This is a genomic window from Bradyrhizobium sp. CCGUVB23 (assembly GCF_024199885.1).
In the GTDB taxonomy this organism is placed as follows: Bacteria; Pseudomonadota; Alphaproteobacteria; order Rhizobiales; family Xanthobacteraceae; genus Bradyrhizobium.
The window spans coordinates 1044790-1058790 of sequence record NZ_JANADQ010000001.1 but is presented as its reverse complement, the minus strand read 5'-3'; the positions used below and the strand labels follow the sequence as shown (position 1 = coordinate 1058790).

Genomic DNA, 14001 nt, shown 5'->3' with positions numbered 1-14001 from the left:
GAATGCCGGCCTCTTCATACCCCTAAGACAATTTTCTTACCAAAGCCAACCCGTCGCCGGCTCGTATCTCGCATTCGGAGAAGGGCCCAGCATGTTCGGCGACGCCAAGATGACTACCCCACTGCTAGACCGGTTGACCCATCACTGTGACATCGCCGAGACCGGGAACGATAGCTGGCGATTCAAAAGCCGCGACTATGACCAAGCAACCTGTGCTCGTCTCGTCTCCGCAACCCCGGCCAGCCCCGACGAGCCGAGCGTTACCAGCAAACCACGCCGCACGAAGGGGGCAAAATTGAGGGGTCAAATTTGGGCTCTGACGCATTTTTGGTGCAGCTCCGCTTTATTCTGCGCCGATTAGTCTGGCTTGAAGCAGATCGATTTTGCCGCGGCCGTACATTTGCCGTCTGACGAGTTTGAGGCGGGTGATCTGACCTTCAGTCTGTCCGTTGGACCAAGGCAAGGTGATCGCCGCCCGAACCGCCGCTTCATCATTCGTAACGCCGCGGGCGAATGAGGCTACGAGACTGGCGCGAGCGCGCTCGATCCATCGTGACAACTCGGCGGCGGCTCTGCGCCGGATCATCAAGTGGAATTCGGCTATGATCTCGCGTGCCTCGACCAGGGTTGGTACGCCAGCTTCGATCGCCGCGACAGTGACCGTCTCTGCCTTCGAGAGCGTATCCCGTCCGACCGTCATGAGACGAGCGATCGTTCTGGCCGACGGGATCCGGTGAAGGTTTTCGACATCGACCTTTTCGGCCTGCCGTCTGCGTGTTGCCCATTCGCCGACCACACGAAGGGAGCCTCGGAAGCCGCGCGCCCTTAGGCGCCGCCAAAGTTCAGCGCCGTTCCGGCAGCCGGCGGCCCACTGATCGTCGAGCCATGGCAGGTGCTGATCGAGCGAGCTCTGCCGAGTTCGGAAGACATCATGGCGTTCGCCACGGATCACCTGTCGAACCAGTTTCCTGCTATGACCGGTTTGGCGCACGATCTGCTTGATCGGCGTTCCGCTTTTCGACAGGGCCAAGATCGTCGCATTGGTCTCTTCGCGGCGAAGATATCCTTCATACTGCAAGCGCTCGGCCGCAGTGAGCAGTTTGGGATCGATTGTTGTCGCCCCGATTGCGCTGCGGATCTGGCGCATCGATTTGCGGACGGCATCGAGGAAGGCTCGACTGGCGTTCTCCATCAAATGCCAACGATCTGCAACCTGAACCGCGTGCGGCAGGGCCTTTGCCGCAGCTTCGCCATATCCCCCGCCGCGATCGCGGGCGACGATCGCGATCGTGGGATGAGCGGCGAGCCAGGCTTGGGCGGTCGCCGGCTCACGATCTGGCAGCAGGGTGACGATCCGGCGCCTTTCCAGGTTGCAGATGATGCTGGCGTATCGGTGATTGCGCCGCCAGGCCCAATCATCAATGCCGATAACTTTGAGCGGGTCAGCCGGCGGACGGTGACGGCGTCGGACCACGCGCAGGAGGGTATCCTTGCTTACCGGCAGCAACAGCCGTTTTGCGAAGCCTGCTGCCGGTCGACCGCCAAGCGCCAGACCAAGGTGATGAACGATAGACTCCAGCCTCGCCGTGCGTCGCGCCGACGGCGCCAGAACCCCTTCGGCAAAGCGCTCAGTGAAGATTTCGCGCCCGCACAGGACGGCGTCGCAGCGGAAGCGGCGAGCGATCACCAGAAGCTGGACCATCCGCCCCGAGAGCGGCAAATCGGTCACGTGTCTTCGATAGTGGCTATGGACACGTCGGGAAACCGTTACAATCAGGGGCGCGTCTCCGCTCAGGGCGTTCGCACGCGGCTCGACCAGGCCGACGTCCTCGCGCGCGCAGTCGGACTTGATCTGGTTCAGGCTGGGTGGAGGCCAACGGTCGACAACTATCTCGGGCGGGTCACGAAGCCTCGTATTCTGGAGGCGGTGCTGGAAGCCAAAGGCGAATCTTCCGCGCAACTGATTGACCACCTGAAGAAGGCGGACATGGCCAAGGAGGCCGAGCGTCTCCTCGATGGTTCGGGCTGGTTGCCAGAGCCGCTGCGTCTCGCCGACACCACTGCGGCAGTAGCGAAGGAGGAGGGCGAGGCGAGCCCGCTGCCAGAATTCCTCGCCGACGAGGAGGATCCGGCGAACGCCAGCGACGAGGATCCGCAACATCTCAACGCGGCTGAGTAACATCGTGGAGCGGGCGGCTCCTGCAGTCCGGCAGTTGCTTGGGGACCCGTGAGCCGCGCCGGTCCCCATTTTTGTTGAGGGCAGCTGAGAGGGAGAGGCTGGCCGGGAAGGGTTTGAATCGCCGTGGTCTTGAGGAGAGCGCCGGGCGGTTCGACCCATTCCTGCTCTCCGAGAGAAATCTTCCCATGACCGAAACTCTCGCCGGCGGCGCTGCCGCCGCGCCGTCCTCGATCCGTGCCGCTGCAAGTCTCACCTCCGCCGCCATCCGGGCCGCTCGACAGCTCTTGGCCGATCTGGAACGCGGCCGTCGCATCAATGCCGCCGTTCTGCGCAGCGCCATAGAGGTAGCCTTCGACGCCGCGGACGCGGCCGGTGCCTGGAACTGGAAGACCGCCTACGACATCTGCGAGGCGGCAACCGTTCTGTTTCTTCGCAAGTTCGGCCCCGCCATGCGCGCCAAGGCTGGCTCGACGACAGCCATCCTGCCGATGCTTGCGCGAGTGGCCGGTCTTCTGCCGACCCACACGCGGCGCTCCGAAGATAGTCAGGCGCCTCAGCAATTCTCGACGCCGATCCCGCTCAAGCTGGCGGCATGGACCGCAGCCGGCATTACGCCAGGAGGTGTAGAACTTTCATACGAGACGATCGAATGGTCGGCGCGGGAAGGCACCCGACTCTCCGATGCTCTCTATGAAGAATACGGATTGCAGTCGATCCGTATTCCCGGATCGTGCGCACATCCGACCAAGCTCGTGCAGTCGGCTGCGATGGCATCCGTCGCACCGCCAAGATCTTCCTATCGGCCGCACCTGCCGGCCAACGTCGTGGCGGATGGCATCCTGTCGGACGCTCAGCTTGAGAGCATCATCTATGCCGGCGAGGCGCGTTCCGATTTTCTCGCGGGCTCCTGGACGGTCGATGCGACCTTTGATGTCGTGGCGGCCGCGCGCGATGACGCAGAAAATGCCGTCCGCTTTCGCCGCGGCTGGTTTTTTGACGACGGCACCGGCGCGGGCAAGGGACGTCAGGTCGTCGGCATCCTGCTCGACAACTGGCTCAAGGGCCGCCGCCGCGCGGTCTGGATCAGCAAATCCGACCAACCGATTGAAGATGCGCAGCAGGACTGGTCTGCACTCGGCATGGAGCGGCTGCTGGTCACGCCTCTGTCGCGGTTTCGCCAGCGCCCCCCGATCCGGCTTTCGGACGGCATCCTATTTACCACCTACGCCACGCTGCGCACCGACGAGCGCGGCGAAAAGCTTTCGCGCGTGCGGCAGATCGTCGAATGGTTGGGCTCGGATTTCGATGGATCGATCGTCTTCGACGAGAGCCACGCCATGCAGAACGCGGTTGGCGGCAAGGGCGAGCGCGGCGACCAGGCGGCCTCTCAGCAGGGGCGCGCGGGCCTGAGGCTCCAGCACGTCGAGCGTGCCTGCGAGCGGGAGGCAGCCTGATGCCCCGCGATGCATCCGAACTGGCACGCCGCCTCGCGCACGAGGTCGAGGCGGTGTGCCGACACTATCTCTCCAATGGCAAGCGTGCCGGACGTTACTGGGTGGTCGGCGACGTCCACAACACGCCGGGACGCTCGTTATTCGTGCGGCTCCAGGAATCGAGGAAAGGCCCCGCCGGCAAATGGATTGATGCCGCAACCGGCGAGCACGGCGATCTCCTCGACATCATTCGCGAAAGCCTTAGTTTGCGCGATTTCCGCGAGGTCGCCGAGGAGGCGAGGCGCTTTCTGAAGCTACCTCGTCTTGAGCAGCAAATGGCTCCGAGACCCATTCGTTCGCTAGTACCATCCGGATCACAGGATGCCGCCCGTCGGCTCTTTGCGATGTCCGGCCCGATCGAAGAGACGGTGGTCGAGACGTATTTGCAACGTCGCGGAATAGCCAACATCCATTATGGCGGCAGCCTCCGCTTCCACCCACGCTGCTATTATCGGCCGGACGAGCAATTGCCGACCGAGACTTGGCCGGCGATGATCGCTTGCGTCACGGATCTCGATGGCAGGATCACCGGCGTACACCGCACCTGGCTCGACCCGGACGGCTTTGATCGCATTCGGCTCGGCAAGGCTCCGATCGATACACCGCGGCGCGCCATGGGTGACCTCCTTGGCAATGCGGTTCGCTTCGACGTGGCGGACGACGTGCTCGCTGCAGGCGAGGGGATCGAAACCATGCTGTCGCTGCGCTACGTGCTTCCGACCATGCCAATGGCATCAGCACTTTCCGCCAATCACCTCTCGGCGATGCTGCTGCCGTCAAGCCTGCGTCGGCTCTACATCGCCCGTGATGCCGACGGCGCAGGAGATACGGTGCAGGCGATCCTGACGCATCGTGCTGCGGACGCAGGCATCGAGGCGATCACGTTGTCGCCTCGCCTCGGCGACTTCAACGAAGATCTGCACGTCTTCGGCCTCGAGGCCCTGCGAGCAGCCTTGCGGATTCAGCTCGTACCCGAGGATGTCGCCCGTTTCCTGCATTCGTCGACGCTAACCGCCGAATAGGCGCGGCGATTCGATCGAGCGTGATAGGTCAGTCGTGGCCAGGCCAATGCCGGAAGGGGCCGCGACCACGGCCTTCTAGATGGCGATCGGACGGCAAGCGGCCCGGGCCGGCAATGGCTGCGGCCGGCTATTTTCCGCCGCGCGCAAGCGATGCGAACACACATCACCATTTGAACGGCGCGCTTTGCATCGCGAGGCAAAATTGCCGGCCTCTGCCATCCTCCGCTGCCGCTTCGGCCCTTTCGGGTTCTGGCCCGTTCCGCTCGCCATCTGAGTGATCGCTACGAAGGCCGCGATGGGCGCGGCCGATCCGGCAAAGGACCTCCTCCATGACCGACCGTGACGACATCGAACCACCGCACGCCTCGTCTTCAACCGACCACGTCCTCACCGAACTACAGCTCTTCGGTTATCGTCCGTTCGACGACCAGCCCGATCCACGGCCGCTCCCCAACGGCAAGGTGATCACCGGCGCCGTCGCCGACATCTTCGACGCCCTGGTTGTGACACTGAGCGACACGCGGCTTGAACCGGACCTTGACGAGTTGCTCTGGTCAACCGTCAATCTGTTCCACCGTGCCGTCGACCGTATCGAACGCCAGCTCGACGACAATGAACAGTCGCAGCAAAAAAGCCAGCGCGAGCAGAACGGCTCGGAAGTGCGGTCTGTCGAACTCGAGCGATTGACGGCCGAGGGCATCACCCTCATTGAGCGTCGCAATTGCTTAGAACTCTTCCGCGACCAAGCGATCGAACGATTTGAGGTCCACACCGGCTCCTTCTGGCGTCCTCGGTCAGGATCGTTGGTCAACCACCGCACGCTCACCGCAGCGATGATCGACTCCCGAGACTTCATCGCCGCCAAGCATCGTTCCGAGACCGAGGTCATGTTGCCACCAGGAGCGAAGATCGCGCTCACCGGTGGGCTCGACTTCAATGATCACCACCTCATCTGGGACCGCCTCGACAAGGTTCATGCCAGGCATCCCGACATGGTCCTGCTCCATGGCGGCTCGCCGAAGGGTGCCGAACTGATCGCCTCCAAATGGGCATCCAGCCGCAAGGTTTCACAGATCGCCTTCAGGCCCGATTGGACGAGACATGCCAAGGCAGCCCCGTTCAAGCGCAATGACGCCATGCTCGAACTCCTGCCGATTGGTGTCATGCACTTCCCAGGCACGGGAATTCAGGACAATCTCGCCGATAAGGCGAAACGCCTCGGCATCCTGGTTTGGAAATTCGGCGGCGCGTGAGCGCCGCCTGCTCGATATCAAGAAGCGAGGTGGATTGCACGCCGCAACTCCGCCTCGTTTGGAAAATACATCCAAAGTTGCGCCGCGGTGGTGGTAGAAGGCGCAACCGTTACACCTTTGCACATGGAGCCACCACCATGCTTCCCCTTGGGCTTGTCCTCAACACTGTTGGCATCGGCTTGTTCTGCTGGCTGATCTTTGCGCTGGCGGTATATGCCTTGCCGTTTTTCGTCGCACTGAGTATCGGGATGATGGCGTTTCATGGCGGCGCCGGCGTCGTTGGCGCGCTGCTTATCGGAATGGCCTCTGGCGCGCTCACGCTTGCCGTCGCTCAGGTCGCTGTCGCCGTCAGTCGATCTTTCATCTTGCGCATCGCAATCGCAACTGCGTTCGCTGTTCCCGCCGCGGTCGCTGGCTATCATGTGATGTTCGCCATGTCGCAGATCGGCGTGCTTTCGCCGGCTTGGCGTGAGATCTTGGCTTGCCTGGGCGCGGTTTGCATCGGCGGCACGGCGTGGACGCGCTTGACCGTGTTTGCGGAGATCCGCCCGTTCGAGCCGGCTGGGGTGGTGGACGATCCGTCTCAACCAGTTCTCACGGCCGCTACGCGCGGGGGATAACCATTCAGCGCGTTGTTCGTCGAACAGAGGCGCATAGATCGGCGCGTTGAGCGAGGGATGATTGGGACCTGAGCGGGCAGAGGCAGTCCTCCTCGAGGTGCCTCGAACAAGCCGCAGCCATTTCGGCTTGACCCACATTGCTGCGTGGGGCGGCGTGCCCGCTCCTGATCATTCCTTCGCAGACGAGACCGCCCTTTGCAGCAGATTGTTTCTTTTTCTGCACCGAACCGTTGCGACCACTTGTTCAGCACAACCGAGATACGCCACGTCTTCTCCCGAGATTGCGGTTCAGCACGCGGACGCACGTGGCCTCGTTGATGGCTTGATCTGGCCGAAGACCGGCTTCGCCTCGATCGTCTGAGCCGCAACGCCGTTGATGCAACTTTCTTCCCCTGGGCTTGCGCCCATTCCTCGCGAGGCAAGAAAGTCGCTCCAACGGCGTCCTCCGCTGGGCTCCGGCCCGCGGACAGCGGGTGCGTCGCCGATCGTCCTCGGCCTTTAGATCGCCATCGAGGCCGCGGTGGTCGCGGGCTCGAAACACAACAGGAGAAGTGACATGGCTAACATCGGATCTTTCAAGAAAGTCGGCAACGATTTCCAGGGCGAGATCGTCACCCTGAGCCTGCAAGCCAAGGGCGTCCGCATCGTCGCCGAGACGAACCGGTCCAACGACAACGCCCCGAGCCATCGCATCTACGTGGGCCGCGCCGAGATCGGGGCAGCCTGGTCGAAACGCTCCGAGGAGGGCCGCGATTACCTCTCGCTTAAGCTCGACGACCCCTCCTTCAACGCGCCGATCTACGCGAACCTGTTCGACGACGAAGGTGGCGAGGGTTACACCCTGCTCTGGTCACGGCCGCGCAAGAACGGCGAGTAGAGCGCCCGCTCAGCCCTGCCCGGACCATCCGGGCGGGGCTTTTGCTTCCGAGGTTGCAAAGCAAGATCAAAGTGCCGCGAGTTGTCGCCAAAGCCGAGCCCGTGCCGGCCAGCAGTGCACTTCTGTTCCAGTGCAAGCGGCTGACGATTCTTCGCTTGCCTATGGCGAAGTGAGTGCCCGCTCAGGCACAGGCTTTACTCTTAAGCAGGGGACGAACTCCGTCCCTTTTTGCTGTCCGGGGTGGGGCGCACTAGCAGATCGGATGCTTCAACCCCGAGAACCCGTGCAAGACGATCCACCACATCCACGCCGGCGGAATAGCGGCATCTTTCGATCGAGCTGACATAAGTGCGGTCTATTTTTGCGCGATGCGCCAACTCTTCCTGCGACAAGCCTTTTGCCTGCCGAAGCTTCCGCACATTCAGCGCCAAAACCTCTCGAACCTTCATGGCCAAGAGGGCAGCGCCTTGAAGAGTATTTCTCCACGGAGTATTCTCTACAAAAGGCGATCAGAGTGCCTCGACGTCGCTACTCGAAAAATATTTCATCTCTGGTATGCATAAAACCTGTAGACCAGTAGGCGGCGCGATACGACAATGCTTGTCGGGATTCGCTGGGTCGAAGCTTCTGGGACGATAGGAGTTTCATGCTGTGCCGCCGCGTAGTCCAGTAGTTGCGGATTTGGCCCCCGACGAGCCGACGCTGACGTCCTACGACAACGAACATGCTGTCACGTATATGCGTCTCCTCGACGCCGATGCGGAAAACGCCGACTGGCGCGAGGTCGCGCGGATCGTCCTTCATCTTGATCCCACGCTCGATCCGGATCGCGCACGCCGCAGTTTCGACAGTCATCTGGCACGTGCAAAGTGGGCCGCGCGCCACGGCTATCGTCACTTGCTGCAGAAGGGGCCGAAAGACGAAAGATGAATTTCGTTTGAAGCAAACGTGTATTCTTGATGATGGCCGATAGCGAAGGCAAATCGGTCTATTCGGCAAACCTATTGTTACAACCTTAAATAGTCGCATTTCTCATGCTGCAATTCCTCGCGCTCGTAAAGTGGGGAATAAGTTACGATGTCATCATTCGACTGGAGATCAGAGTCTGCCTATGACGGTGTCTATAGGGCAGATACAATGGAAATTGCATGGGAGTGGCTTCGCCGCGATGGCGGGTACCAGGAGGCCTATAGAGGCCTGACCAGCGCCCAGCGATCGAGCGCGGTGAGCGCCGATTTCCGTCAACAATGGGGGTTGTCTTTTCGCAGCTGACCCGCAAAAGTCTTTCGATCAGCAGTCAATCTTCTGGTCACCCGAGGCTCTGTCCACCGTGCTGAAACTCCGCACGGTGCTCGTGCCTTCGGATTCCAAGCGGTACGATCTCGATCCGAAGATGCTGCTGAATGGTGAGCTTCGTCACGCAGCAGACGGATGGCATGCCATCCTGCCGCTGGGAAAGGTGAATCACCGCCTGTGGCTGCAAGAGCTGCCGGTCAGCGGTTCGTCGATCGCTGTCGAACTGCAACTCGATTCCGATTTCGACACTCGATCGCAGGCGGCGCTCCGATTTTGGTTGGCGCTCGAACAGCGACCGTCTGGGCCATCCCTTCTTTCACTTTCCCTCCAACGACGACAGCGCCTCATCCTCTCGATGCGCGCATTGGACGGTTGGTTGGCGGGAAATAGCTATCGCGACATCGCAATCGGCTTGTTCGGGCGACAGCGCCTTCCCGAGCGGGGCTGGAAGACCCACGACTTGCGCAACCGCACGATACGCCTGGTTCAAACAGGGGTGTCTATGATGCGCGGCGGCTATCGCGCGCTGCTGCGTCGAGCAAAGCGAAGTCGGTAGAGCATCTCCCGAAGCGTCCCATCCGCGACGGGGTATCGGAAATCGACCCCCTCATCTTCGGCATCCCCCTGCGCAGGCCTACTCCGCGATCATGACCGTCGACGCGAAGCAGAACTCACTCGCGCTCCACATGATCACGGAGCCCTTCAAATGCCCGATCCTGCCGCCGGCTTGCCGCCGCGATACTTGCGCACGCCCGAGGCTGCACGCTTTCTGGGCCTGTCCGGTCGCACGTTGGAAAAGCATCGCACCTACGGCACCGGCCCAACCTACCGCAAGCTCGGCGGTCGCGTCGTTTATGCGGTCGATGACCTGAAGGCCTGGGTTGATCGCGGCGCCAAGACCTCGACCAGCGATCCAGGTGCGGGTGGTGTGTTGCCCGCCAAGCGGCACGCGCCCATTCCCTATGCCGGCAAAGAGCGGCGCTGACCATGTCCGGCAGCATTACCTCCGCGCACCGCCGTCGTTCCGAGCGCGATCAGCTCGATCTCTTCCGTGCGCTTCCTGGCGACCTTGCGCCACGTGACGCGCAGGACTTGATGGCCTATCCGTTCTTTTCGCTGGCAAAGTCCAAGCGGATCGTACCGATCGATTTCCACGTGGGAACAGTCTCGATTCGTGTCGAAGCCGTGCCGGAACACGGCATGGCGACCATCTGGGATGCAGACGTTCTGATCTGGGCGGCCTCGCAGATCGTAGAAGCACGCGACGCCGGCCTGAAGACGTCCCGGCTGATGGCCGCCACGCCGTACGAGATCCTGACGTTCGTCGGCCGTGGCACGAGCGTGCGCGATTACGACCGCCTCAAGGCTGCGCTCGATCGGCTGCAGTCGACCACCGTGATGACGTCGATCCGCCAGCCGACCGAACGCCGGCGTCATCGCTTCTCCTGGATCAATGAATGGAAAGAGACAGCCGACATGCACGGCCATCCCCGAGGGTTGGAGCTCATTCTGCCTGATTGGTTCTACACCGGCGTTCTGAACGAAGCGCTCGTGCTCACCATCGACCGCGCGTATTTCGATCTTACGGGCGGACTGGAGCGCTGGCTCTATCGCTTGGTGCGCAAGCACGGCGGCCGCCAGGAAGGCGGCTGGAGCTTCGACATTGTGCATCTCCACGCGAAGTCCGGCAGCTTGTCACCGCTCAAGCACTTTGCGTACGATCTGCGCCAAATCGTTCGTCGTCAAACGCTGCCAGGTTACCAACTCGTCATCAGCTGCGATCCACGCGGCACCGAACGACTGAACTTTGCGCCCGCTCTCGTCGATCCTTTTGCGGGACGACCGCGTGAGCACGACACCCGTGAGCCGGGGGATAAGCTGTGAATCAACTCGTGCTATCGGGGACCAAGACTCTCGTGCCATCGGGGACGGGATCCTCGTGCTATCAGGGACCAAAATCCTGGCCAACACCTTGCTACGCAAGGATTTCCCGCTCCCTTAACTTTCCTAACTTGGAATCCTTCGGATTCCTTCTAACGGACCGGGTATCCCGCGTGTCGGTGCACAAGGTCTTGCGAACTGGTGCCGGGCTTTGTGCACAGGCTCCCCAATTCGCGAGCTGGAGCAGCTTGCCTGGAGTCGGATCACGTGCAGGTTTGCCGCTCTCCAGCACCACCTCACACGGACGGTCAGGCGGTTTGCAGGCCAGATGAGGTTGCGTTCTCCATCCCGGCCGACGTCAGTGTCGAATGCCTCTGTCGATCGCCCAGGCAACACCGCATTCCCATTCGGCGATACGGAGCTGCATTATGAATGACTTCACGACCGTCGAACTCATGTGGGTCGAAAAGCGTATCGAGAACAGGATTCGGTTCGGCCATCCGGTACGCGAACAAATCATTGACCGTCATCGACGCGTCCTCTCGTTCGCATCCGGCAGCATGTTCGCGTTCGTCCGTTGGACTTCGAACGACTTCGGCACGCTATTGTCCCGAGTCGATATTTTGCGAGCGGCGGAGCCTGGTCGACGCTACTCGACCGTCCCTTGGATCACTCCCGGTGGCGAGAGCCTGCTGCGCTTATCCGGCTGGCCGAAGGTCGAGCGAGTCCTGCAGCTCATCGACGCGGTCGAGGCGCTCAGCATCGATCCCGCTGAGGTCGCACCCGACTATTGGCATCATGTGCACAACCGCCTGTCGGTCAACGAAACGCCAAGAGGCTACACGCGCGCTCGTCACCAGGCTTGGCTGCATCGTCGGAGGGTAGGGGCATGACCAATCGAATTCGCACCATAGCTATGACTTTTGGAGCTCTAACCCTTGTGCTCGCTACATTTGACGAAGCTCCTCCATCCTACATCTGGAATGTCTCAGAAAGCGTTCCGCTCGGTCTCTATCGATTGCAACCGGTCGAGCAACTGACCGTCCCTGAGCTCGTGGCAATTCGACCGCCGGAGCCGCTTGCAAGCTTTCTCGACTTGAACGGCTACCTGCCGATCGGCGTGCCCATGCTCAAGCGAATCCTCGCATTGCCTGGGCAGACCGTCTGTAGGAGCGGGCTCACTATCACGGTCGATAGCATCGAGATGGGGCAGGCCCGAGAGCGCGATAGCCGCCGCCGGCCACTACCAAGCTGGCAGGGATGCCGCGTGATTGATGCCGGTGAAATCTTCGTCATGAACTGGCAGTCGCCGGATTCTCTCGACGGTCGCTATTTCGGGCCGATTCCAGCATCGGCCGCGATTGGTCAGGCACTTCCTGTGTGGACTAGCGAGGAATGAAAATGCCGATCTCGGTTCGTCCAACTGCAGCCACTCCAGCCGTCGGCTCGCAGCACCCTTCCTCCGTCCCGGCCAACGACATGAGCTCCATTGTACATAGCCCCGCATCGCTGCGACCGCGACGCCTGCGGCCCGGAGCATTGCAGTGGACGGTTGTGTCCGTGACAGGGCTTCGATCCCTTCCGGGGCTTGCCGTTCTTGGCGCCGCCCTGCTGGCAGTCGGATCGCATTCAATTGCGACAGCCGAAACCGCCATCCTTGCGCCCTCCTTACAGAATTCGTCTGCCATCCAATACGCAGAGTTCACGACCGAGGCGGCCCGCCGGTTTGCGATTCCGGAGCGCTGGATTCGCGCGGTGATGAGAGCCGAGAGCGGCGGTAACCCGCACGCCGTATCGCCCCGGGGAGCACTCGGGCTGATGCAAATCATGCCCGGAACCTGGGGCGAGCTGAGGGCACGGTATGAGCTCGGCATCAACCCCTTTGACCCTCGCGACAGCATCTTGGCTGGAGCGGCGTACCTGCGCGAGATGCTCGACCGGTTTGGATCGGATGGATTTCTCGCAGCCTACAACGCGGGACCGAAACGGTATGAGGAGCACTTAGCGGCGGGTCGGCCGCTTCCGGATGCAACGAAGGACTATGTTGCGAGACTTGCACCGTTGATGGGAATTGAGCAGCGCGAGCGCGGCATCTCCATCGATAGACACGTCGTCAATTGGCGGCAGGCGCCTGCTTTTGTCCAGCAGTCCGACAGCTCATCATCTAACGCCCTGTTGGCATCCCCCGCGCGCTTGCTGACGTCGTCAAGAGACATTCTCAACGGGGGTGCGCTTGCCTTAGCACCTCGCGCAACGGGCCTGTTTGTCCGCATACATCCGGGGGCTCCACATGACGTCGGGTCTTGATGGGCTTAGTGCTCTCGGGCCCAGCATATGCTGGCGAAGCGCCGGCCCGGCGAGCTCCTATTCTGCACGAGGCCCAGCTAGCGCAGCTTCCGCCTTCGTGATCATTGCTTCGGCGCGCTCTATCGCGGCACTGAGTTCATCGCTCTTCCATGCATCAACCGAATGGCCGTCGTCGAACGACCGATCGTTAGCTTCCCGCGTGCGTGAGACCAGCTCGCGAAGCGGGGCAATGGCTTCGGAGAACAGCTTGGCATCTACTTCGTTTCGGGAAGACTGCATCACCTGTTTATCTCCATCACATTGCAATTATCGACCCTCAGGCAGTGTCGTTGCAACAGACTACCGTTGTCCTTGCGCCGAGTTTGTCCAGCGATCGGGTGAGGAGCACTTCCAATGATCGCAATCGCATTTCGTCGCATGTCGTCGAAGGTTGGCGCAGGTTGGAGAGTGGTGGGGAGGGAGCAGGAATTAACCGACCGTAAGCGTCCGAAGCTTGCACCTAATCAGGCATTGACATGAGTTTCGCGAACCCACGCCCACGGCAGCAATTCGTCGAGACGGTTGACGGGATGTCCGTCGACCATCCGCTGCAGCACGTCACGCAGATAGACGTAGGGCTCGACGTCGTTGAGTTTGCAGGTCGCGATCAGCGAGCAGGCGACGGCCCAGCGATGCCCGCCGCCGTCGCTGCCGGCGAACAGGTGGTTCTTGCGGCCAAGCGCCACGGGCCTGATCGCGCGTTCGACCGGGTTGGTGTGTGTGCCTTGCCAAGGCGCACTGTTCTCCCTGGTGAAAATCCAGGCCGGCAAACTCTCGCTCCAGCCGGAAGTACTCGGAGCGGGTCAGGAGGCGACGAATGACCTGAAGCACTCTGAGAAAAGGCCCCTTTTGGGGGTCATCGGTCCGCGCGGGCCGCAACTTGCGAGTGAACACTGAGCAGGCTCCGAAAGCGTCATCGTGGGAGTCGACCCGCCATACTAACGGGGAAGGCCGGCGTCCGGGGGGAAGCGAGCGAGAAAAGCACCCCAGGATCCCACCGGAGTAGTGGTGACAGCACGCGCGGGACATGGACA

Annotated in this window: 15 protein-coding genes and 4 pseudogenes; 15 read left to right on the top strand and 4 right to left on the bottom strand. The window is 61.6% G+C overall.

What is annotated here, in order from left to right; genetic code table 11:
* Positions 1 to 52 precede the first annotated feature (52 nt).
* A pseudogene (locus NLN62_RS53280) lies at positions 53 to 361 on the top strand (ATP-binding protein); the annotation flags it as partial.
* Here the strand turns inward: NLN62_RS53280 and NLN62_RS04925 are convergent.
* The gene (locus NLN62_RS04925) at positions 344 to 1861 is read right to left on the bottom strand and encodes an ISL3 family transposase (RefSeq protein WP_371933100.1); all 1518 of its coding nucleotides are present in this window, start codon (positions 1859 to 1861) and stop codon (positions 344 to 346) included. The pseudogene NLN62_RS53280 and the gene NLN62_RS04925 sit on opposite strands and share 18 nt — an antisense overlap.
* On the opposite strand from NLN62_RS04925, the pseudogene NLN62_RS04920 reads away from it, so the two are divergent.
* The 6 genes and pseudogenes from NLN62_RS04920 to NLN62_RS04895 all read left to right on the top strand — a co-directional run.
* A pseudogene (locus NLN62_RS04920) lies at positions 1760 to 2179 on the top strand (DNA-binding protein); the annotation flags it as partial. The gene NLN62_RS04925 and the pseudogene NLN62_RS04920 overlap by 102 nt on opposite strands.
* A gap of 185 nt (positions 2180 to 2364) precedes the next feature.
* Positions 2365 to 3600: pseudogene (locus NLN62_RS04915) on the top strand (strawberry notch family protein); the annotation flags it as partial.
* Positions 3601 to 3632: 32 nt separating this feature from the next.
* A complete protein-coding gene (locus NLN62_RS04910; RefSeq protein WP_254107680.1) occupies positions 3633 to 4694 on the top strand; it encodes a toprim domain-containing protein in 1062 nt (353 codons plus the stop codon).
* 329 nt (positions 4695 to 5023) lie between these two features.
* Positions 5024 to 5947 carry a DUF2493 domain-containing protein gene (locus NLN62_RS04905; protein WP_254107679.1) on the top strand — a complete coding sequence of 308 codons (924 nt, stop codon included), beginning with the start codon at positions 5024 to 5026 and terminating at the stop codon, positions 5945 to 5947.
* A 29-nt stretch (positions 5948 to 5976) separates the two neighbouring features.
* Positions 5977 to 6567: a hypothetical protein gene (locus NLN62_RS04900; protein ID WP_254107678.1), complete on the top strand. Its 591-nt coding sequence runs from the start codon at positions 5977 to 5979 to the stop codon at positions 6565 to 6567.
* Positions 6568 to 7123: 556 nt separating this feature from the next.
* Entirely contained in the window at positions 7124 to 7444 is a 321-nt protein-coding gene (locus NLN62_RS04895) for a DUF736 domain-containing protein (protein ID WP_018454792.1), read from the top strand.
* Between the two features lie 200 nt (positions 7445 to 7644).
* On the opposite strand, the gene NLN62_RS04890 is transcribed toward NLN62_RS04895, so the two are convergent.
* The gene (locus NLN62_RS04890; RefSeq protein WP_254113341.1) at positions 7645 to 7893 is read right to left on the bottom strand and encodes a helix-turn-helix domain-containing protein; all 249 of its coding nucleotides are present in this window, start codon (positions 7891 to 7893) and stop codon (positions 7645 to 7647) included.
* 232 nt (positions 7894 to 8125) lie between these two features.
* Between NLN62_RS04890 and NLN62_RS04885 the strand changes: the two genes are divergently transcribed.
* The 8 genes from NLN62_RS04885 to NLN62_RS04855 all read left to right on the top strand — a co-directional run bounded on the left by NLN62_RS04885 (position 8126) and on the right by NLN62_RS04855 (position 12928).
* Positions 8126 to 8374 (top strand): DNA -binding domain-containing protein, encoded by a 249-nt coding sequence (locus tag NLN62_RS04885; RefSeq protein ID WP_371932920.1) that lies wholly within the window; start codon positions 8126 to 8128, stop codon positions 8372 to 8374.
* Positions 8375 to 8521: 147 nt separating this feature from the next.
* A complete protein-coding gene (locus tag NLN62_RS53275) occupies positions 8522 to 8716 on the top strand; it encodes a transcriptional regulator domain-containing protein (RefSeq protein ID WP_371932919.1) in 195 nt (64 codons plus the stop codon).
* Positions 8717 to 8774: 58 nt separating this feature from the next.
* Entirely contained in the window at positions 8775 to 9296 is a 522-nt protein-coding gene (locus NLN62_RS04880) for a DUF2285 domain-containing protein (RefSeq protein ID WP_371932918.1), read from the top strand.
* A gap of 150 nt (positions 9297 to 9446) precedes the next feature.
* Positions 9447 to 9725, top strand: a complete 279-nt coding sequence (locus NLN62_RS04875) for an AlpA family transcriptional regulator (RefSeq protein WP_254107675.1) — start codon at positions 9447 to 9449, stop codon at positions 9723 to 9725.
* Between the two features lie 2 nt (positions 9726 to 9727).
* On the top strand, positions 9728 to 10624 hold the full coding sequence (locus tag NLN62_RS04870) for a replication initiator protein A (RefSeq protein WP_254107673.1): 897 nt from the start codon (positions 9728 to 9730) through the stop codon (positions 10622 to 10624).
* Positions 10625 to 11049: 425 nt separating this feature from the next.
* Positions 11050 to 11514 (top strand): DUF2840 domain-containing protein, encoded by a 465-nt coding sequence (locus NLN62_RS04865; protein ID WP_254107671.1) that lies wholly within the window; start codon positions 11050 to 11052, stop codon positions 11512 to 11514.
* Positions 11511 to 12020, top strand: coding sequence for a S26 family signal peptidase (locus NLN62_RS04860; protein ID WP_254107670.1), 510 nt, complete (start codon positions 11511 to 11513; stop codon positions 12018 to 12020). Before NLN62_RS04865 ends, NLN62_RS04860 begins: the two co-directional genes overlap by 4 nt.
* The gene (locus NLN62_RS04855) at positions 12017 to 12928 is read left to right on the top strand and encodes a lytic transglycosylase domain-containing protein (RefSeq protein ID WP_254107669.1); all 912 of its coding nucleotides are present in this window, start codon (positions 12017 to 12019) and stop codon (positions 12926 to 12928) included. The genes NLN62_RS04860 and NLN62_RS04855 overlap by 4 nt, the downstream gene beginning before the upstream one ends.
* A gap of 57 nt (positions 12929 to 12985) precedes the next feature.
* On the opposite strand, the gene NLN62_RS04850 is transcribed toward NLN62_RS04855, so the two are convergent.
* Both NLN62_RS04850 and NLN62_RS04845 read right to left on the bottom strand, forming a co-directional pair.
* Positions 12986 to 13207, bottom strand: a complete 222-nt coding sequence (locus tag NLN62_RS04850; protein WP_254113339.1) for a hypothetical protein — start codon at positions 13205 to 13207, stop codon at positions 12986 to 12988.
* 224 nt (positions 13208 to 13431) lie between these two features.
* Positions 13432 to 13683 (bottom strand): annotated as a pseudogene (locus NLN62_RS04845) (transposase domain-containing protein); the annotation flags it as partial.
* Between the last annotated feature and the right edge of the window lie 318 nt (positions 13684 to 14001).

What these genes read in the sequence shown, in the direction of transcription:
- NLN62_RS04905 (WP_254107679.1), top strand. Translation starts at nt 5,024, where the DNA reads ATGACCGACCGTGACGACATCGAACCACCGCACGCCTCGTCTTCAACC.
- NLN62_RS04890 (WP_254113341.1), bottom strand. Translation starts at nt 7,893, where the DNA reads ATGAAGGTTCGAGAGGTTTTGGCGCTGAATGTGCGGAAGCTTCGGCAG.
- NLN62_RS04870 (WP_254107673.1), top strand. Translation starts at nt 9,728, where the DNA reads ATGTCCGGCAGCATTACCTCCGCGCACCGCCGTCGTTCCGAGCGCGAT.
- NLN62_RS04875 (WP_254107675.1), top strand. Translation starts at nt 9,447, where the DNA reads ATGCCCGATCCTGCCGCCGGCTTGCCGCCGCGATACTTGCGCACGCCC.
- NLN62_RS04855 (WP_254107669.1), top strand. Translation starts at nt 12,017, where the DNA reads ATGAAAATGCCGATCTCGGTTCGTCCAACTGCAGCCACTCCAGCCGTC.
- NLN62_RS04860 (WP_254107670.1), top strand. Translation starts at nt 11,511, where the DNA reads ATGACCAATCGAATTCGCACCATAGCTATGACTTTTGGAGCTCTAACC.
- NLN62_RS04895 (WP_018454792.1), top strand. Translation starts at nt 7,124, where the DNA reads ATGGCTAACATCGGATCTTTCAAGAAAGTCGGCAACGATTTCCAGGGC.
- NLN62_RS53275 (WP_371932919.1), top strand. Translation starts at nt 8,522, where the DNA reads ATGTCATCATTCGACTGGAGATCAGAGTCTGCCTATGACGGTGTCTAT.
- NLN62_RS04865 (WP_254107671.1), top strand. Translation starts at nt 11,050, where the DNA reads ATGAATGACTTCACGACCGTCGAACTCATGTGGGTCGAAAAGCGTATC.
- NLN62_RS04850 (WP_254113339.1), bottom strand. Translation starts at nt 13,207, where the DNA reads ATGCAGTCTTCCCGAAACGAAGTAGATGCCAAGCTGTTCTCCGAAGCC.
- NLN62_RS04910 (WP_254107680.1), top strand. Translation starts at nt 3,633, where the DNA reads ATGCCCCGCGATGCATCCGAACTGGCACGCCGCCTCGCGCACGAGGTC.